Source organism: Nonomuraea sp. NPDC050786 (genome assembly GCF_040654115.1).
Lineage (GTDB): Bacteria > Actinomycetota > Actinomycetes > Streptosporangiales > Streptosporangiaceae > Nonomuraea.
The window spans coordinates 76976-95669 of the sequence record NZ_JBFAHJ010000041.1; the positions used below are offsets into that span (position 1 = coordinate 76976).

The 18694-nt window shown below is 72.1% G+C and carries 16 protein-coding genes; 2 read left to right on the forward strand and 14 right to left on the reverse strand.

The features are described 5' to 3' along the window. Positions 1-54 precede the first annotated feature (54 nt). Entirely contained in the window at positions 55-969 is a 915-nt protein-coding gene (locus AB0H84_RS47185; protein ID WP_357619852.1) for an ATP-binding cassette domain-containing protein, read from the forward strand. A gap of 37 nt (positions 970-1006) precedes the next feature. Here the strand turns inward: AB0H84_RS47185 and AB0H84_RS47190 are convergent, their stop codons facing one another. The 14 genes from AB0H84_RS47190 to lxmK all read right to left on the reverse strand — a co-directional run bounded on the left by AB0H84_RS47190 (position 1007) and on the right by lxmK (position 18203). Further along, positions 1007-3790, reverse strand: a complete 2784-nt coding sequence (locus AB0H84_RS47190; RefSeq protein ID WP_357619854.1) for a BTAD domain-containing putative transcriptional regulator — start codon at positions 3788-3790, stop codon at positions 1007-1009. A 58-nt stretch (positions 3791-3848) separates the two neighbouring features. Then, positions 3849-4589 carry a hypothetical protein gene (locus AB0H84_RS47195; RefSeq protein WP_357619856.1) on the reverse strand — a complete coding sequence of 247 codons (741 nt, stop codon included), beginning with the start codon at positions 4587-4589 and terminating at the stop codon, positions 3849-3851. Beyond that, complete coding sequence (locus tag AB0H84_RS47200) at positions 4590-5501, reverse strand: ATP-binding cassette domain-containing protein (RefSeq protein ID WP_357619858.1); 912 nt, start codon at positions 5499-5501, stop codon at positions 4590-4592. A 48-nt stretch (positions 5502-5549) separates the two neighbouring features. Next, positions 5550-7097 carry a PH domain-containing protein gene (locus AB0H84_RS47205; protein ID WP_357619860.1) on the reverse strand — a complete coding sequence of 516 codons (1548 nt, stop codon included), beginning with the start codon at positions 7095-7097 and terminating at the stop codon, positions 5550-5552. Next, entirely contained in the window at positions 7094-7603 is a 510-nt protein-coding gene (locus tag AB0H84_RS47210) for a PH domain-containing protein (protein WP_357619862.1), read from the reverse strand. Before AB0H84_RS47210 ends, AB0H84_RS47205 begins: the two co-directional genes overlap by 4 nt. Then, entirely contained in the window at positions 7600-10161 is a 2562-nt protein-coding gene (locus AB0H84_RS47215; RefSeq protein ID WP_357619864.1) for an insulinase family protein, read from the reverse strand. The genes AB0H84_RS47210 and AB0H84_RS47215 overlap by 4 nt, the downstream gene beginning before the upstream one ends. Next, the gene (locus AB0H84_RS47220; RefSeq protein WP_357619866.1) at positions 10145-11668 is read right to left on the reverse strand and encodes a flavoprotein; all 1524 of its coding nucleotides are present in this window, start codon (positions 11666-11668) and stop codon (positions 10145-10147) included. The genes AB0H84_RS47215 and AB0H84_RS47220 overlap by 17 nt, the downstream gene beginning before the upstream one ends. Next, a complete protein-coding gene (locus tag AB0H84_RS47225) occupies positions 11665-12627 on the reverse strand; it encodes an LLM class flavin-dependent oxidoreductase (RefSeq protein ID WP_357619868.1) in 963 nt (320 codons plus the stop codon). The genes AB0H84_RS47220 and AB0H84_RS47225 overlap by 4 nt, the downstream gene beginning before the upstream one ends. Positions 12628-12639: 12 nt before the next feature. Next, positions 12640-14481: an ABC transporter ATP-binding protein gene (locus AB0H84_RS47230; protein WP_357619870.1), complete on the reverse strand. Its 1842-nt coding sequence runs from the start codon at positions 14479-14481 to the stop codon at positions 12640-12642. A gap of 26 nt (positions 14482-14507) precedes the next feature. After that, positions 14508-15515, reverse strand: a complete 1008-nt coding sequence (locus AB0H84_RS47235) for a methyltransferase (RefSeq protein WP_357619872.1) — start codon at positions 15513-15515, stop codon at positions 14508-14510. 88 nt (positions 15516-15603) lie between these two features. Next, on the reverse strand, positions 15604-15825 hold the full coding sequence (locus AB0H84_RS47240) for an LxmA leader domain family RiPP (protein ID WP_357619874.1): 222 nt from the start codon (positions 15823-15825) through the stop codon (positions 15604-15606). 47 nt (positions 15826-15872) lie between these two features. After that, entirely contained in the window at positions 15873-16085 is a 213-nt protein-coding gene (locus AB0H84_RS47245; RefSeq protein ID WP_357619876.1) for an LxmA leader domain family RiPP, read from the reverse strand. 46 nt (positions 16086-16131) lie between these two features. Next, positions 16132-17115, reverse strand: coding sequence for a T3SS effector HopA1 family protein (locus AB0H84_RS47250; protein WP_357619878.1), 984 nt, complete (start codon positions 17113-17115; stop codon positions 16132-16134). Further along, on the reverse strand, positions 17112-18203 hold the full coding sequence (gene lxmK, locus AB0H84_RS47255) for a class V lanthionine synthetase subunit LxmK (protein ID WP_357619880.1): 1092 nt from the start codon (positions 18201-18203) through the stop codon (positions 17112-17114). Before lxmK ends, AB0H84_RS47250 begins: the two co-directional genes overlap by 4 nt. A 309-nt stretch (positions 18204-18512) precedes the next feature. On the opposite strand from lxmK, the gene AB0H84_RS47260 reads away from it, so the two are divergent. Then, positions 18513-18694: GPP34 family phosphoprotein (locus tag AB0H84_RS47260; RefSeq protein ID WP_357619882.1), on the forward strand; the 182-nt coding region annotated here is incomplete at its 3' end.

The window sequence follows — 18694 nt, forward strand, 5'->3', positions numbered from 1 at the left end:
GCATTCGGCAGACCGAATCAGCGGGCGGCTTCCCGAGCGAAGGGTGCGCCGGGCATGAGGCCGATGCTGGAAGCGGAAGCGCTGACGAAGCGGTTCGGTCCCACCGTGGCGGTGAGCGACGCCGGCTTCGCCATCAGGCCGGGCGCCATCACCGGTCTCCTGGGGCCGGACGGCGCCGGCAAGTCGACGATCCTCCGCCTCTTCCTGGGGCTCGTGCACCCGACCTCGGGCTTCGCCCTCGTCGACGGCAGGCCGATCCACGAGTGGACCGCTCCCAGCCGCAAGGTGGGCGCCGTCCTGGACATCGACGCGTTCCACCCCTCCCGCCGGGCGATCGACAGCGTGCGGTGGGCGGCCCGGCTGGCCGGAGTGCCCTCCTCCCGCGCCCGGTCGCTCCTCGACCAGGTCGGGCTCGGCGCGGTGGCCGCCCAGCGCACGAGGACGTTCTCGGCGGGCATGCGGCAGCGCCTCGCGCTGGCCGTCGCGCTCGTCGGCGACCCCGAGATCCTGCTGCTCGACGAGCCGATGAACGGGCTCGACCCCGCTGAGATCGCCTGGTTGAAGGACCTGCTGCGCCGCCTGCGCGACCAGGGCCGTACGGTGCTCGTCACCAGCCATCTGCTGGCCGAGCTGGAGGACCTGGTGGACGACCTGGTGGTGATCTCGCGCGGCAGGATCATCGGGAGCGGGTCCGCCGCCGCGTTCGTCGACCGTTTCCAGCCTGAGACGATCAGCGTCCTGTCGGACCAGCCGCAGCCGCTGGGCGCCGCCGTGATCGAGGCCGGCGGGGAGATCGTCGGGACCCAGGGCCAGCGCATGGAGATCAGCGGCCTGACGTCCATCCAGCTCGGCCGGATCGCCCGCGTCGCCGGGATAGCGCTCCTGGGGCTCACGGAGGAGCGCGGCCTGACGAGGGCGTTCTCGGGCGCGGCCGCCACCATGACCGAGTTCACCCGCGAGTTCGGCTAGCGGTCAGGCGCGCGGGTGGCCTCGCCGTTGCCGTTGGCTAGCGGTCAGGCGCGCGGGTGGCCGCGCCGTTGCCGTTGAGGAAGGCCCTGGCCCGGCGCGCCCTGAGGGCGGTCCGCTGCACACCGGTGACCTTCGCGATCTCCTCGGCGGTGACCAGGTCGTCGTAGGCGGCCTTCGGGTCGCCGAGCAGGATCCGCGTGGTGCCGAGGTCGAGCAGGATCTCCGAGAGCACGACCCGGTCGCCGATGAACGCGGCGATCTCCAGGGCCTTGAGCAGTTCGGGGCAGGCCTCCTCCGGCGTGCCGGCCCTGGCCGCGTGCATGGCCAGCCCGCGCCGGATCTGGGCCTCGCTGCGCAGGCTGCCGCCCTCGCGGCTGAGGACCAGCGCCCTTTCCAGGCGTGCCTGGGACGCCTCCTCCTCCCCCGTGCTGTGCAGCACCATCGCCAGCCCGCCCAGCGCGTCGGCCTCGCCGACCGGGTCCCCGCTCCTGCGCAGCACCTCGACGGCCTCCTCGTACGCCCTCCGCGCCTCGATCGGCATCTGGCGGATCCGGCAGAGGTCGGCGAGCAGCCGCAGCGCCAGCCCGCGGCCATGGCCGTCGTCCAGGTCCCGGAAGAGCCGTAAAGCCTCCTCCGCCCGGCGGGCCGCGCCGAGGTAGTCGCCGACCAGCAGCGAGCGGTGGCCGAGGGAGTAGAGCAGGGCCGCCTGGCCGCGGCCGTCCCCGGCGGCGCGCGCCCCGGCCAAGGCCAGCTCGTGGGAGTCGAGCCACGCGTCCAGGTGGAAGCCCGCCTCGTAGAGGGCGAGCGGTGCGACGGCCAGCTCCCAGCACACCTCGGGAAACGGGGCCGCCCGGCGTACGGCCGCCAGTATCCCGTCCAGGTTGGCGTCGAACCACAGCGCTCCCTCGCCTGACCGGGCCGCCGCTCCCCGAGGCCGGTAGCGCGGAGCCGTACCGCGTGGGATGGAGTTGCCGGGGCCGCGCATCGAGGCGTGGGCGTCGTCGGTCAGCGCGAGCCAGCCGCCGAGCGCGCGCCGTACGGCCGCGTGCAGATCCTCCTGCGAGTCCTCCTCGAGCGCGCGGCCGGCACCGAAGCCCAGCAGCAGCTCGTGACAGCGGAACCGCTCGCCGTCCCGCAGGGTGACCATGAAATGGCTCTCGGCCAGCTCTTCCAGCATGTTCTCCGCCACGTCCACGGGGACGTCCGCGAGCGCCGCGGTGGTCCAGGCGGTGACCTCCGCACTGCCGTAGAAGCCGATCCGGCGGATCAGGGAGCGCGGGCCGTCGGGGAGCACCTCGTAGCCCCGCGTCAACGTCGGGACGACGCTCTGGCCGTCGTGCCGCAGCTCGCCGAGGATCCGCACAGGGTCGGCGAGGCGTTCGGCCAGCCGCGCGAGCGTCCAGTGCGGCCGGGTGGCGAGCCTGGCGGCCGCGATGCGCAGGGCCACCGGCAGCCGGGCGCAGAGGTCGATGATCCGGTTCGCCGCCTCCGGCTCCGCCGCCATCCGCTCGTCGCCCGCGCCCGTGGCCAGCAGCGCCCGGGCGTCGGCCCGGTCCAGCGCGGACACGTGCACCCGGACGGCTCCGTGGAGCAGGGCCAGCGGCGAGCGGCTGGTCACGATGACGGCACAGCCCGGCTGTCCGGGCAGGAGGGGGTCGATGCCGCGCGCGTCGCTGACGTCGTCCAGCACGATCAGCACGCGGCGGCGGGCCAGCAGGCTGCGCAGCAGCCCGGCGCGCGTGCCGGTGCCCTCAGGGATCCCGTCGGCGGCGACCCCGAACGCGGTCAGGAACTCGGCCAGCACGTCGCCGGGCTTGCTCAGATCGTCGGCGTAGAGCTGGCCGTCGGGGTACCGGCCGGCCACGCGGTGCGCGGCCTCCAGGCTCAGCGCGGTCTTGCCGGCGCCACCGGGACCGGTGATCACCACCACGGGCGAGGTGCTGTGCTCCTCGATCGCGGCGGTGACGCGCCGCAGCTCGGCATCCCTGCCGACCAGCACCCCCGGGCGCGCGGGCAGCTGCCGCGGCACGGGCGCCGAATGACGCGCCGTTTCGAGGGAGGAGTCCGGGGGCGCCGGTTCGAGGACGGAGTCCTGGCGCAGGATCCGCGTCCTGAGCTCCCGCAGCGCTGGACCGGGATCGGTGCCGAGCTCCTCCCGGAGCCGCCGCTCCAGGTCGGTGAACGCCTGCAGGGCCTCGCTGCCTCGCTGCGACCGGTACAACGCGAGCATGAGCTGGCCGCAGAAGGCCTCCCGCAGCGGGTGCTGGTCGGTGAGCAGCTGAAGCTCGGCGATCACCTCCCGGTGCCGGCCGAGCGCGAGATCGGCGTCGACGCGGGCCTCGATCGCGGCGAGCCTGCGTTCGTCCCACACCGCCGCCTCGGTCAGGAACGTCTCGCTGTCGAGGCCGGACAGGGCCGGGCCCCGCCACAGGGCCAGGGCCTCGCCCAGCGTACGGGCCGCACCGGCGTGATCCCGGCCGGCGGCCGCGGCGCGCGCCTGGCCGCACAGCCGCATGAAGACGAGGGCGTCGACCTCGTCCTCGGCGGCCCTGAGCCGGTAGACGTTGTCGTGCGCGTCGATGACGACGCCGCACTTCCTGAGCTCCCCGACGCCACGGTGGACCTGGTTGCGGGCGCTCTTCGTGGGCTCGTCGCCGTAGACGGCGTGGATGAGGCCCTCGATCGAGGCCGAGCGAGCAGGGCTCAGCAGCAGGTGTGCCAGCACTCCCCGCGACCGCCGGGTGGCGAGCCTGATCTCCTCGCCGTGCTGCCAGATCACCGGTCGGCCCAGGATTCCGAAGCGCGTCAGCGGCACAGTCACCCTTTTCCGGCCCCCTTTTTCGGCCCCCTTTTTCGGCCACTCTTCCGGGCCTGCCGGACTAGGAGATGTCCCGTCGCTCGGAGACGACGAAGGTCACGGCGACCACGATCGCCACGTACAGGGCGAAGATGCCCAGCCCCAGCACCGGACCCGGCCCCTCCGGCAGGATGCCCGGCCCCGCGCCGACCATCATGAACGGCAGATAGGGGTCGATGTTGTCCGGGAGGACTATCGCCAGGATCCCTTCGCCGGCGAACGCCCACACCAGCAGGATGGACAGGGCGCCGGCGGTGCTGCGCACCAGCACCCCGACCGCGACCCCGAGCGCGGTGACCAGCGGCACGCTCCCCAGGAACGCCAGGATGGTGGCGGCCCCGCCGTCGGACATCGGCGCGTACTCGGTGCCGCTCGCGGTGATCAGCGAGGCGCCGTACGCGACCAGCAGGCCGACGATCGTGACGGCGAGAGCGATCGCGGCGAGCGTCACGATCTTGCCGGTGAGGACCCGCCTCCGCCAGGGAGCGATGGAGAGGGTGATCCGGAAGGTGCCGTTCCTGGCCTCGTTCGTCGCGGAGAGCACCCCGAGGATCATCATCGAGTACATCACGAACTGCATCGGCGAGGCGACGGCCTGAGAGCCGGGCGCGCCCTGGACGAGGTGCCCGTTGGGTCCGATGTTGGAGCCCATCAGCAGCCCCACGGCCGCCACGCCGGCAAGGGCGCACAGCAGCGTGATCCGGTTGCTCAGGAGCGTACGGAACTTGAGCAGTTCCGCGGCGCAGACGTTGGCGAAACCCACCTAGCCCACCTCACCCTTGATGCTCGATCTGTCCCGCGTAGCCTGCGCGAAGGCGTGGTGCAGGCTGCGCTCCTCCCTCAGCTCGTAGAGCGCCACCATGGTGTCCCGGGCGATCGTCCCGACCTGTCCCGCGCCCAGCCCGGTGACCTTGATCCCGTTGGCGCCGCTCGCCTGTACCCGGCCGCCGGCCCGCACCAGCGCGGGGGCCAGCACCTTCGGGTTCTCGCACTGCACGCTGACCTTCTTGACCTGGAAGCGCTGCATGAACGCCGGCGCCGACCCGCTGCCCACGATCCTGCTCTGCGCGATGACCACGAGATCGTCGACGAGATCCTCCATCTCCGCCAGGAGATGGCTGGAGACGAAGACGGTGCGGCCCTGGTCGCGGAACTGCCGCAGGAGGTCCTTCATCCAGGCGATGCCGTCGGGATCCAGCCCGTTCATCGGCTCGTCCAGCACGACGATCTCCGGGTTGCCGATCAGCGCGATCGCCAGCGCCAGGCGCTGCCTCATTCCCAGCGAGAACCTGCCGACCCGCTGCGCGGCCACCTCGCCCAGCCCGACCCGGTCGAGCATCACCTCGCCCTGCTTGGGATCGACCCCGATCAACGTGGCGGCCCAGCGCAGGGTGTCGATCGCCCGGCGGCTGGGGTGGGCGCACTGCGTGTCGAGCGCCGCCCCGATCTTGCGGGCGGGAAGGGGCCACTCGCCGATCGGTTTCCCGTCGATGAGCGCCTGCCCGCTGGTGGGCCGGTCGAGGCCGAGAAACATCCGCAAGGTGGTCGATTTCCCGGCGCCGTTGGGCCCCAGGAAGCCGGTTATGGCGCCGGCGCGGACCGAGAAACTGACGTTGCTCACCGCCAGCACCGGCCCGTACCTTTTGGTCAGCCCTACTGCCTGCAGTACGGTCATTTATGTGATCCCCATGAGCTGAATGGTCATCCTGCCCCCCGTGATGCGCTATTCCGCTGTTTTCTCGATGAATTGCGCCAGCAATCCGGGCACCGCCTCGTCGGCCATCATCAGGCCGTCGCCGTAGCCGACGTCCCGTACGACGTAGGTGCCCGTCGTCCCCGCCGCCGTCGTCGCCGCGACGGTGGCCAGTCCCGACCTTCGCTGGAGCGGCGAGCGGGTGACGGTCCAGCCGATGATGCCGGCGCGCTGCAGCGCCACGGTGCGGCGCCGCAGCGCGCCCGCCCGGGTCACCAGGTAGGCCCCGTGGAGCGTGTGCCCGAGCGACCGGTACGCGTCCACCGCGAGCACGACGGAGACGGGCACCGCCACCACGGCCACGACCGCCGCCGACCAGCCGACGGACCACCCCGCCACCGCGGCGAGCAGCGCCGCGGCGGCGACGGCGGCCGCGCTCGCCGCGCCCGCGCGGAACAGCCTGCGGCGCAGCGCGGCCCGCGGATGGGCACGCAGTCGCGCGGGCAGCAGCGGGCTCTCCGCCTCCCGCAGCACCGACGCCGCCGTCTCGTGCGCCAGCCGGCGGGGCGCGGGTGGCAGCAGCGCCCCAGAACCGCCCCGGGGGCCGTCCAGGGTCTGGCGCAGCCCGCTCGCGATCGCCTTGAGCCGGGCCCCCTTGCCCCAGCGCAGCATGAACGGCTCGAGCAGCTCGGCGCCGCGCAGCCGCCGCTCCTCCAGCGTGAAGGAGCGCGTCGTGATGAGCCCCCGGTTCACGCGGAGCGTGCCGCTTCCCGGGTCGCGCTCGAGCCGGAACCTCCACCACGACTCGGCGAACAGCAGCACCGTGCCGACCGCCCCGGCGACCAGCACCATGACGACGAACACGGCGAACAGCCAGCCGGGTATCGAGACCAGGAACTCGACGGCTCCGACCACCGCCCCGCCGATGTCCACGGGGATGCCCAGCCTCTCGGCCAGGTTGTACGCCTGGCTCAGCGGGGCGAGGCCGATCACGAACACGAGCGGGCTCAGCGGCGCGTACCGCACCCACCGGGGATCGAGACGGGCGATCTGCTCCGCCGCCCGCGCCCGCGGCACGTCCGCGGGTGCCGGCTTCGCGGGCTGCGACCGGGGCAGCAGCTCCTCGCGGAGCACCCCCGCCTCGGCGACGGAGACGGCGTCGATCTTGAGCTGGTGCCGCCGGTCCGTCCTGAGCGCCTGGCCGGTGCCCATGGTGACGATCGACAGGCCGAGGACCCGGTGGACCGGCCCCGACGTGACGTCCACGGTGCGGAGGCGGTCGCGGGGTATCGCGACGTGCCGGCGCCAGAACAGGCCGGAGTGGACCTCGACCTGCTCATCGGTTACCCGGTAGCGCGTGGTCCGCCAGCGGACCATCTCGCTGCAGGTGAGGTAGACGAAGAGCAGCGCGGAGACGATCTGCAGTTTGTGATCTTCCCAGTTCACGCTGCCCGAGTGCAGCGCGGTCAGGGCGAGGATGCCCAGCGGCGGCAGGATCCAGCGCAGGTTGACCAGGCACATGCGGGGGTCGAGCCGGCGCCACCCGACGGACCTGACCACCATGTCCTCCACGGTCACGTCGCATCTCCGGGTGTCGCCTGGGTCACCCGGTTGAGCCGGTCCACCAGGTCCCTGGCGAACTCCTCGTCCAAGCCGTCGATGGTCAGCGGGCCCATCGCCGACGCGGTGGTCACGGTCACCGCCGACAGCTTGAAGAGCTGGTAGAAGGGGCCGCGCAGGGTGTCCACCGTCTGGATGCGCGACATCGGCGCCACGCGGTACTGGTGCCACAGCCAGCCGGAGCTCGTGTAGACGGCGTCGCCGGTGACCTCCCAGCGGTGCACCCGGTAGCGCCACCGCGGCACCACGATCGCGTAGCAGGCGCCGGCCAGAGCCGTCAGGAACGCGAGGACCGCGAAGACGGTGCCCGCTCCTTCGACGAACGCCGACAGGCCCAGGAACACCAGTGCCACCAGCCCGTACGACACGGCGGACCGGGTGGTCCACATCGTGATCGCCCGTCGGTGCACGGTGTTCTGAGGCGGCCTCAGGCGTACCGCTCCGGCCTTCTGCGCCACGGTCACAATCCCTCCATCTCCATGACCTCTCGCTCGATCTCGTCCGCCAGCCGGTCCGCCTCGATGTCGCCGACGACCACGCTCGGCAGGGGCATCCGCCCGTACGTGCTGACCGCCGCCTCCACGACCTCGTCGGCGGTGATCTGCCCGAGCCGGTCGTACAGCCGGGTGAGCAGGCCGGCCCCCTGGCCGAACGAGAACCCGATGCGTACGAGATCGGCGATCTTCGAGGGCGAGTCCAGCCCCCAGAGCATCTCCATGACGCAGTACTCCCTGGCCCGGTCGAGCTCGACGGGGTCCGGGGCCTGGGCCGTGAGCTCGGGCAGCCGGTCCAGGACCTCGGTGAACACGTCCGGCACCTGCTCCTTCGGCCGCATCAGCTGGATGTAGGCCCGCGGGAAGCCGATGAGGACGTCCCGGCCGAGGAACGCCTCATAGCCGCTGGCCCCCAGGCCGGTGGTGCCGGGGGCGTCACGGATCGAACGGTTGCGGTGATAGCGGCCGAGCACTCCGGTGGCGAGATAGCGTGCCACCTCGTCGGGGCCGCCGGCGGGCTCCGGCGCGCTGAAGGTCACCAGGATGTTCGACAGGTCCTCCCTGGGGACGAGCAGGACCCCGCCCTCGGCGGCAATGGCCGGCGTCTGCTGCGCCCGCCCCTGCCACCCGTCCAGAGCGCTCTCCAGGCGGGAGAGCAGCCATCCGGGGTCGGCGTTCCCCACGGCGACGAGCGATCCGCCGTCGGGCACGATCACGGTCCGGTGGACGTCCGCGAGCGCCGCCGGCTCCGACGGCGCGGGCCCGAGCAGGTGCGCGCGCAACGCGTCGTCGGCGATCCGCGCCGGCGTGCGGCCGCGGAGCAGGGACCGGCCGAGCGCCAGGGGCTCGGCCGCGGGGCCCGGCGTGAGGATTTCCGAAAGTACGGCGAGCCACGCGTCCAGCCCGTCCGTCCCCGCGTACCCGGCGAAGTCGAGCCACTGCCCGTCCGTCCTGACGGAGAGCTCGCCGCCCGCGCCGCGGGCGTGCAGCCCCACGCGGGCGCGCCGGCCGAGCACGTGCGCCAGGAGCTCGAGGTGGTCCGGGCGCCGCCAGCCCGCGGGACCGGCGGGCACGCGGAGGCGGAGCTCCACCACGGGCGCGCTGCCCGCGCGGATGGCGACGGCCCGCAGGCCGCTGCCGAACGTGGCCTCCGCGTGCTCGCCCAGCACCGGACGGGCCTGGTCCTCCCGGGGCGGCACGGTCCTCGGCCCGGTCACCGGCTCCGGGATCCTGACGGTGGCGGCGGGCTCGCGTTCGGCCCGCTCGCTGTGCTGGGGCTTGGGACGGGTCCGCCTGCGGCCAGGCTCGATCGTCATGACCGCGCACGCCGCGCCGTGCAGGCGCGTCGCCGCCTGGGCGACCTGCGCCGTGGTCACCTCACCGAGCAGCCCCGGCAGCTCGTCGAGCAGCTCCGCCCGGTCGAAGAGGGTCTCGAGGCGGCCGAGCGCGCGGCATCGCGTCTCCAGGTCGTCGTGGTCGCGGTGGTGCTCGGACACCAGCTCGTTGACGGCCGCGGACACCTCGCCGGAGATATCGCTCTTGGCCCACATGCCCCATTGCGCGCGTACGGCTTCGACCATCTGCGCGGCCGGGGTGGCCGGCGGCACGAGGGCGGTCAGGAGCAGCGCGTCGGGGGCGCGGGCGTCGAGCGGGCCGAAGAACCCGCAGCTCGTGCTGACCGCGGGCATCCCGTCCGGGGTGATCTGCCGGGCCATCATGCGGGCCAGGACGGTGTGGGCGAGGTAGCCCCGCAGGTCGGAGGCCGGATCGGGGAGCCACTGCCCGATCGTGATCGCGGTGGCGGGGACCCCCGGCTCGGTGAACGAGGCGGTCTGGTCCATGAAGAACCCGGGCTCGGACAGGTCGGGCTGCGGGGCGGCCGCCCGCGCGGGGATGTCGCCGAAGTGGCGCTCCACGCGCGCCGCCACGTCGTCGGGATCGACGTCGCCGGCCACCGTGAGCACCGCGTTGCCGGGCGTGTAGTAGCGGGCGAAGAACTCGGCGCAGTCCTCCAGGGTCGCCTTCTTCAGCTGCTCGGGGTCCCCGTAGCCGTCGTGCGCGTTGGCGAACGAGGTGTAGAGCAGGCCGGCCATGTGCGGCCACGGCGTGCCGCCGTAGGGCCGTTCGACGATCATCTCGCGGATCTCGGCGGCGACACCGGCCAGCTGCTCGTCCAGCGCCTTCTGCGTGAAGCTCGGGGCGCGCATCCGGTCGGCCTCGCTGAACAGCGCCTGGTCGAGCGCCAGGCGTGGCACCACCTGGTAGAACTCCGTGTAGTCCTGGTGCGTGCGCCCGCTCGCCACGCCCGCGGTGTCACTGACGTGGTTGAAGAACGCGCCGTCCGGCAGGCTCTGGCTGCCGAGGAACATCAGGTGCTCGAACAGGTGGGCGAAGCCCTCCATGCCTGGAGGCTCGACGCGGAAACCCACGCGGTAGTGGACCGCGACGGCGACTCGCGAGGCGCCCGCAACCGGCGCCACCAGCAGTTTCAGCCCGTTCGCCAGCGTCCGCCTATGAATTCCGGGCATGCGGCGATCCTCCATCGATATTGACAAGAAAATCAAGGAATCCCGCGTACGTGGTCAACAGAGAGGCGTCAAGCCCGACGTAAGCGGATATATCGTGCAGATGTAGCGCGATTCTCATGGCCACGAGCCGGTTCGTCTCCGCGCCCAGGTCCCGGCCGTACCCCTCGAAGAGCGCGTCCAGCAGGCGCTGCCAGTCCTGCGGGTTCCCGTCGTTCAGCCAGCGCATCTCCACGAGCTCCCCGGCGACCCAGGCGAGGTCGTGGTACCAGGGCGCGACGCACAGGTCCTCACCGGTCAGCAGCTCGCCGGTGCCCCTGTCGGCGTCCACCACGAGCGAGCCCAGGCCGGGCGCGCCGTGGGAGAGCACGACGTCGGGGTCCGCGTCCTGTTCGGCGCACCAGCCGCGGAGCCTGTCCCAGGATTTCGCCCCGAGCCGGTCGGCCAGCGCGGCCCCGGCCGCGGCCGCCGTCGCGCTGGGCGAGCGGCCGGCCAGCCACTCCTCGAGCCTGCGCAGCGCGCGGGGCGGGCCGGAGACGTCGCCGGGGGCGACGGCGTGCAGCTCGCGCAGCGCCCGGCCGAGGCCGCGCATCAGCCCTTCGAGCTGCTCCCCCGGGCCCTCGCGCAGCAGGATCCGCGCCGCGGACTCGGCACCGGCGACGCGGTAGACGCGGGACCCGCCGTCCTCCTCCCCGGGGGCCAGCCGCACGTCAGCCTCCCCCGAGGCCGGCCGCACGTCCGCCTCCCCCGAGGCCGGCCGCACGTCCAGCATCCCGGCGAGCTTGCCGTTCAGCGCGGCGTCGACGGGCGTGAACCCACTCCGTGCGAGCCGTCCCGGCCTGCGCCGCCAGACGTGCCCTCCGGCGGCGTCGGGCGTCACCTCCATCACGAGGTGGCCGGTGCCCTCAGCCGTGGGGGCGTCCCGGCGGAGGTGCTGCTCCCATCGCGCGTCCACCGCCTCGATCGCCTGCGCCAGCGTCGACAGCCACGAGTCCGGCCGCCCGGTCGTGGTGCTGATCCCGGGACGCGGGGGGACGAGCACCACGTTGGGGCGGGCGCTGAGGGCGCTCCAGTGCGACTGGTACGCGGCGCTCTCCACCCCTCCCGGCGGCAGGGCCGGCGCCAGGGCGACGAGCGCGCGCGTGCACTGGGCGGCCAGCAGCGCCGGGGTGTCGGCCAGGCCGAGGGCCAGCCGGCCCATGAAGTGGAGGGTCATCGGGTAGACGACGACCGCCTCCGCCCACTCGGCCCACTCGACGTGGCGGGCCCGCGCGTCGTCGTCCGGCCACTCGTCCGCCATGACCTCGTCCGCCTCGGGAGCCAGGGCCGCCCGCGTGACGAACTTCTCCGCGCTCCGCGTCACGACCACCCGGATGCTCAGGCCCGGACGGGACTCGCGCAGCAGGGTCAGCGCGAACGGCAGGTTGCGCGCCGCCAGGGAGCCCGTGACGACGAGCAGCAGGCGGGAGAAGCCGGCGCCCGGACGAGGTGAGGTGGACGGCGTACTCATGGCGTGGCCTGTCCCAGGATCGTCTCGGCCTCCGCCAGCGCCGTCTGCGGCCCGTAGGAGCCGGCCACCCCGGTCAGGTTGATCACCACTTCGTCCACGCCCGCGGCGTGGAACTCGCCTATCTGCTCCCCGAGCTCCTCCGGGCTCCCGCTCAGGAACGCCCCGCCCGCGATCAGCCGCTTCACCGTCTCGACCGGCTGCTGCGGGTCGATCTCGATGCCGGACCTGCCCAGCATGTCGACGTAGTGCGGCAGCATGAGGTGGCCGGCGTTGGACTGCAGGACGATGCGGGTCGGGTCGCGGTCGGGCTGGGCCACGTACATCGGCACCATCGCCACCAGCCGGGGCACGGGACGCCCCGCGTTCTTCGCGCCCTCCTCCATCGCGGGGACGATCACCTCACGCAGATAGGAGGCGGGCGTGAGCCAGGTGATCGCCACATCGGCGATCTCACCGGCCAGGCGGGCCATCCCCGGTCTCAGCACGCCGACGCCGATCTCCACCGGCGGGGTCGGCAGGGGCGGCAGTATGTCGTGGGCGGTGAAGTGCTCTCCGTCCAGGTCCACCCCCTCGCCGTCCAGGAGGCCGCGCATCGCGGTGACATACTCCCTGACCGCCTTGAGCTGGCTGCCGTACGCGCCGCCGGCGATGTTGCGCTGGAAGTCGATGCCACCGGGGCCGACCCCGGCCACGAACGGGTGGCCGGAGGCCACCGCCACGGAACGGGCCTGCACGGCCGCGTCATGCGGGTGCCGGAGCGGCATGAGCGAGACGCCCACGCCCATCGGGACCCGGAAGCCGGCGCCCGCCGCGAAGACGAAGCTGTGGTGCGGGTCGAGCGACAGGGCCTGGCCCTGCCACAGGCGGAGCGCGCCCGTCCACTGCACGAGGGCGGCGAAAGAGAGAACCTGCTCGTGCCGCGTGGGCATCATCGGCAACAAGACAGACAGGCTGGGCATCGTCACTCCTGTTCAGGCAGTCCGTACGGAATCCACGGGGCGCAGCATCTGGCCGTGCACGAGCTCGGCGTACGGCTCGCTCTCGCTCATCAGCCGCTCGTGCGTCCCCTGCGCCAGCACCTTGCCCCGGTCCAGGAGGATGACGTGGCGAGCGTGCTGCACGGTGGACAGCCGGTGCGCGACGACCAGGACGGCCCGGTCCTCGGCGAGGCGGTCGACGACGTCCCTGAGCCGGCTCTCGTTGAGGCTGTCGAGCTGGGACGACGGCTCGTCGAGCAGCACCAGCCGGGCGTCGCTGAGCAGCGCTCCGGCGAGGGCCAGCCGCTGCCGCTGCCCGCCGGACAGGTCGCTCTCGCCGCCGATGGGCGTGTCCAGCCCCTGCGGCAGGGCGGAGATCTCCTCGCGCAGGCCGACCTGCTCCAGCGCGTCGAGCAGCACCTCGTCCGGCACGGTCCGGTCGAGCCCGAGCAGGAGGTTGTTGCGTACCGTGTCGCGCAGCAGCGTGAAGGACTGGTCGACGTACGCGATCCGGCCGCGCAGCTCGGACAGCGGCCAGTCGGACAGCTCGCGCCCGAAGACGGAGATCTTCCCGGAGTCGAGCTCCATGAAGCGTTCGATCAGGCCGAGCACGGTGGTCTTGCCGGCCCCCGACCTGCCGACCATCGCGGTCAGGCCGCTCGGCGGCACCGTGAAGCCGACGTCCTCGAGCACCGGCTGGCCCGGCTCGTAGGCGAAGCCGACGCGATTCAGCACGACGGCGGGGGCCCCGGGCTCCACGGCCACCGGCTCGCCGCCCTCCGCGCGGTCGTCCACCTGCTCGTACGGGAGCGAGAAGACCGATTCGAACCGCTGCTTGGCCACGAGACCCGCCTGGATGGCGCCGGTCGCCTGGATGGCCATGATCAGCGGCGCGGCCAGCTGCAGCAGCAGGAGCAGGAACGAGACGAGGCTCGGCAGGGTGATCTCACCGGCGACGTAGCGGACGCCGCCACCCATGATCACGATGACCAGGGCGACCTGCTGGGCCAGCGTCATCACCGGCACGACCATGGCCTCGAGCCGCGCGGCGGCGATCTCGAGCGCGCTCAGGTGCTCCGCCCGCTCGGAGAAGCTCCGCAGGAGCCTGCGCTCCGCCCGGTGGGCCTTGACGACGGTGAGCGCCTCCAGGGTCGCGACGAAGTCGTCGGACAGCTTGCCGACGCCCGTCTGCAGCGCCTCGAACTTCGCGCGGATCGCCTTGATCACGAAGGTGACCCCGACGATCGCGATGAGGAACGATCCGACCGTCATCAGCAGCAGGACCCAGTCCAGGAAGCCCATGATGACGAGCGTCGCGATCACCTGCAGCGCGGCCATGGGCAGCTGCAGGGGCCCGACCTCCGTCAGACCTCTCACCTGGGAGGAGTCCGAGGTTAGCCGGGCGGCCAGGTCGCCCGTGCCCTCGCGCCTGGCGATCTTCAGCGGCAGTCCCAGCGCGTGCTTCATGGTGCGCACGCGGAGCTTGGTGACGAGCTGGATGCCGAGCTTGGACAGCAGGTAACCGGACATGGTCCCGGTGGCGGCGGCGGCCAGGCCCGCGGCGACCATCCAGAGCGCGGTGGAGGTCACCGCGCCGCCGCCCTTCTCGAGCTCGGCGACGAAGGCCCCGCCGATCAGCGGCAGGGCGAGCGTGGTGACGGTCGACAGCAGGGCGAGCGCCACGATCGCGGCCACCTGGTTCGCCTTGCCGGCCGTCATCTCGCGCGAGAGCGCGAGCTTGTCCGCAGGGGGCCCTTCCTGTGGGGGCGGTTGCTCTTCCGCGACGTGCAGGGGCGGTGGCTCTGCCACGATCTGCGTGGCCGGTCGCTCTTCCACTTCTCACCTGTCCAAGAGAGTGCCTGTCAATGAGCGCGGAACTCCAGGAGCGTCCGCCTTCTCGTCGTCGGGCCCTCCCACGAGAGCTCGAGGCCCGCCGCCGCCCCGAGCCGCTTGAGCTGCTTGAGCGTGCGCACGGGCACCGGCACGGTGCCGGTCAGGAGAAGGTTCATCCGGGCGGCGTCCGCGTCGTCGTCGTCATAGATGAGGTTCATGTCGGCCACGAGTACGCGGCCCGCTGCCCCCGCTGCCTCCCCGCAGCGGCGCAGGATCTTGATGGCGTCGTCGTCCGGCCAGTCGCACAGGATCGCCGACAGAAGGTAGACGTCGAATCCCGGGGGGATCGGATCGAGGAAGCTGCCCTCGACCGTCTCGCACCGGTCGCCCAGACCGCACTGCTCGATGCGCTGCGCCGCGGCCTTCGCCATCCCGGGCAGGTCGAGCAGGGCGCCGTGCAGGTGCGGGTGGGCGCGGGCGAGCTCGATGAGCACCGTCCCGTTGCCGCCACCGACGTCCATCACGCGGCGCACACGCGACCAGTCGTAGCTGTGCACGATCAGGTGGCCGTCCCCGGACAGCTCCTTCGCGACCTCCTCCGCCAGCACGTTGGCGTCGTCGGGGACGTCGCTCACGTCGTGCCAGAAATCCCGGCCGAAGGCCGCCTTGTACCCCGCCTCCCCCGTGCGGACGGTGTGCAGCAATCCCACCAGGCCCAGCTCGGCCAGGCCCAGCAGCCCGTCCATGCTCAGCCGCCGTCGCACGCTGCCCGGCGCGTCCTCCAGGAGAGGGGCGCCGAGGTCGGTCACCTCGTAGCCGCGCTCCTGGCTCCACCGGAAGACTCCGCGGGAGACGAGGTAACGCAGCAGCTTCTTCAGCGTCGCGGGATGCGCGCCCACCTGCTTGGCGAGGCCCGCCCCTGTCGTCACCCCCGCGGCCATGTGGTCGGCCAGCCGGAGCGTGGCCGCCACCCGGATGGCGAACGGCCCGAGCAGGTCCGCCATCGCGGCCAGGTCGTCGGCGTTCGAATCCAGCATGAGTTTTCCTCGATACGTCGGAAAAGGGCCGGACGGGTGTGGGCAGGCGCCCTGCATATATCGCCTGCCCACCCGTTCATCCGGTTTTTCAGCACCCGAAGATGAAGGTTCGGTCCCACGCCTTCCGCGCGATCCCGCTGACCGCGTAACTCGTGGCAAGGCCGCCGAGTACGAGAATCGTCAAGGGCGTGGCGGCGGGGGCCTCGGACTCGGCCGGCAAGCTGAACTCCGCGGCATCGGCATATGCGTCATAGCCCGCCGTGAGCTCCATGATCGCCGCCGTCTTCGACGGCCGCACGACGTCGTGCATTTCTACCCTCCCTTCATTTCATCGCGAGGAAAAAGATCGGCGCGGTCCTAGCGGTTCAGGATCCAGCCGGAAACGGCGCCGGAAGCGGCCGAGGCCCAGATCGCGCACTTGGCCGAGCTGATGCGCACGCCGTAGCTGATGGCCCAGATCGTGAACCACAGCTCGGGGGCGTCGGAAACCGCGGAGACCTGCAACTCGCTCGGCTGTGCGTACGAGTCGTATCCCGCGACCAGCTCCATGATGGCGGTGCTCTTCGTCATGCTGTACACCTCCTCTCCTGCTGCGTATCCGATATCGCAGGGCCGTTCAGCGGCCCTCCGTCATCGCCTGGGGCGACGTCTGGTTCCGTGCGAGGTCGCACGGGTCGATGTTGGCTTCGGCGAGCCGGGCGGCGACCGCCGCGGAGACCGGCGCCTTGCCGGCGGCGGCCTCCACGAGCGCCTGCCCGAGCACACCTGCGCGGTGCTGGCCGAAGCTCATCCCTTTCATGACCGGCCTGCGGTCGTCGGGCTCCCACGCGGTCGCCACTCCGGGGCCCAGGGCGTTCGCGAACGCGGACGTCTCCGTCCCCACGCCCGGCAGGTCCTCGACGAGGGTGGCGAGATCGGGGGCGAGGCCGCGGGAGCGGGCGCCGAGGTAGACCACGAGCCCGTCGCGCCGCGGGTAGAGCAGCGGGGAGGAGAGCACCTTGGCGCGGTACTCCGCCTTCCGCTCCTCCAGGTAGGACAGGACCACGTACCAGACGGCCGGGGCCTGCTCCGGGTCCGCCAGATGGATGTACACGCGCAGGAGGTCGCCCCGCATGTCGCTCGGCGCCGAGCCGTGCACGAAGAAGAAGCCCGGTGAGAGCGCCGGCCGCAGGGGTGACAGCGTGACGTCCACCCGCCGGCCCGGCAGGAGCGGCCCGCCGTTCAGGATCCTGCCGCGCGGCATCCAGACCCGCGTCCCCCCGCACACGACGAGGACCTGCGTGTCCTCCCCCGCGTCGGCGGCGACCGCCTCGGCGATCACGCCCTCCGACACCGTCGTCGCGTGCGGGACGTGCTCCGCGAGGGCCTTCTCGAACGCCCTGTCCCGGATGTGGAACGGCAGCGCCTGGCCTTCTTCCGACCGCCGTCCGGTGTGGAAGACCTCGTAGAGTGCCTGCGAGAGTTTCACCGTCAGCTCGCCGGCGCTGTCGGCCTCGACCGTGACTCCGGCCACGTCCGCGCGGAGCTCGTCGATGTCGACGGTCACCGCGTCCAGCACCGGGACGATCTCACCCGGCACCGCCAGGTCAGCGACGCTCATTCGTCCTCCAAACCAAGGGCGATCGTGAATCGGGCGGGCGCGAGCAGCGCGGTGCGGCCGATGCCGGCGGCGGCGCGCTGGATGCCGGAGAGCTTGGCCGAGCGCGCCCCCGAGGCCAGCAGGCGGTCGATCATGTGCCAGCCGGCGAACGCCGTGGCCCGCACGGCGAACTCGGCGTCGAGTCCCGTCCTGACGGCCCGATAGCCCTGCCAGAAGCTGTGGATGCGCGGCCTGAGCCGCTCGATCTTCTCCGCGCCACGCTGGAGGACCATCTCGTGCGTGAACTCGGCCGCCTCGAAGACGACCTCGTCGCCGCGCGCGCTGACGATGTCCAGAATGGAGCGGAAGAGCCATTCGCCGGCGAAGGCGCCGACGTCCCGGGCGGGATCCCCGAGCCGGAAGTCCTCCCAGTCGGTGATCTGGAACCCGCCGTCATCCGGCAGCAGGATCTGGTCGACCCGGAAGTCGCCGTGGACCGGCACCTTGGGCGCCTGGCTCTCCCTCTCGCACAGCGCGACGATGCCGCGCATGAGCTCGGGGTCGCCGTGCAGGATGCTCCAGCTCTCCAGCTCGCCGTAGCTCAGGTTGTGCCAGAGCTCGAGCGGCAGCCCGCGCAGGAGGTCCAGGTCCGGCAGCGGGAAGGGGCCGTCGTCCAGCCCCTCACCGGCCTCCGGCACCGCATTGTGCAGGTGGCCTATCGCCTCGCCGATCTGCCCGGCGAGCTCGTCGCCGAACGACTCCGCGATCATGGACTCGGCGCCGTTGCCGGCTTCGTCCATGAAGTCGAAGGCCACGAGCCCGGCGTCCTCGTCGGCGCCCAGGAAGCCGGGCGTCCGGACCTGGTCCGCGAGGAGCGGCCGGTTCGCCTTGAACCGCTCGAAGGCGAGGATGCGTCGCAGTCGCGGTGCGGCGTCGTCGCCTCCGATGAGACGTTTGACGAAGACCTTCCTGCCGCTGTCCGTCCTGCCCGCCCACACCTCGTTGCGGCCGATGGGCGCCACCAGCGTCTCCCGATCGAACCGGCCGTAGCCGAGCCGGTCGAGAAACACCTCGACGTCGGGCACCCGATCCAGATCTATGGGTGCCATCCAGCCTTTGGCTGTGTATTTCTCCCCGTCTTTCAGCGCCGTCATCGTTTCCCCGTCTTCAGCGACCGTGGCTCTGATGGAAGAAAAGCTAACAATCGCCACTTCCTCCGGGCTTCCTCGACGCGTCCTCCCGCCGGAACCGCAGGTGAAGCCGGATTTTCGGCGTCGTACGACCGGTGTTTTCCAGCGGCGGCCGGCGATGCGCTACGCTCGCCTCGACACGCGGCAGAGGCCACATGACAGATGTCACAACACCCTGATGACATCAATGTCTACGCGGAAAAGCCGGGCCGGAGAGACACTCGCGATATGTCCACAGAACAGCTCACGTTCCCGGAAGAGCTCATCCTGCTCGCTCATCGGGAGAGCGACGGCAAGCAGTTGATCCCCAACAATGTGCTGAACATCAGCCTCACCGCCGCCGAGCTGGCCGAGCTGGCCGCTCTCGGCAGGGTGGAGTTGCGGGGCGCCGATCTGGCCGTGGTGGACAG

What these genes read in the sequence shown, in the direction of transcription:
- AB0H84_RS47185 (WP_357619852.1), top strand. Translation starts at nt 55, where the DNA reads ATGAGGCCGATGCTGGAAGCGGAAGCGCTGACGAAGCGGTTCGGTCCC.
- AB0H84_RS47200 (WP_357619858.1), bottom strand. Translation starts at nt 5,501, where the DNA reads ATGACCGTACTGCAGGCAGTAGGGCTGACCAAAAGGTACGGGCCGGTG.
- AB0H84_RS47215 (WP_357619864.1), bottom strand. Translation starts at nt 10,161, where the DNA reads ATGCCCGGAATTCATAGGCGGACGCTGGCGAACGGGCTGAAACTGCTG.
- AB0H84_RS47220 (WP_357619866.1), bottom strand. Translation starts at nt 11,668, where the DNA reads ATGAGTACGCCGTCCACCTCACCTCGTCCGGGCGCCGGCTTCTCCCGC.
- AB0H84_RS47225 (WP_357619868.1), bottom strand. Translation starts at nt 12,627, where the DNA reads ATGCCCAGCCTGTCTGTCTTGTTGCCGATGATGCCCACGCGGCACGAG.
- AB0H84_RS47235 (WP_357619872.1), bottom strand. Translation starts at nt 15,515, where the DNA reads ATGCTGGATTCGAACGCCGACGACCTGGCCGCGATGGCGGACCTGCTC.
- AB0H84_RS47240 (WP_357619874.1), bottom strand. Translation starts at nt 15,825, where the DNA reads ATGCACGACGTCGTGCGGCCGTCGAAGACGGCGGCGATCATGGAGCTC.
- AB0H84_RS47245 (WP_357619876.1), bottom strand. Translation starts at nt 16,085, where the DNA reads ATGACGAAGAGCACCGCCATCATGGAGCTGGTCGCGGGATACGACTCG.
- AB0H84_RS47250 (WP_357619878.1), bottom strand. Translation starts at nt 17,115, where the DNA reads ATGAGCGTCGCTGACCTGGCGGTGCCGGGTGAGATCGTCCCGGTGCTG.
- lxmK (WP_357619880.1), bottom strand. Translation starts at nt 18,203, where the DNA reads ATGGCACCCATAGATCTGGATCGGGTGCCCGACGTCGAGGTGTTTCTC.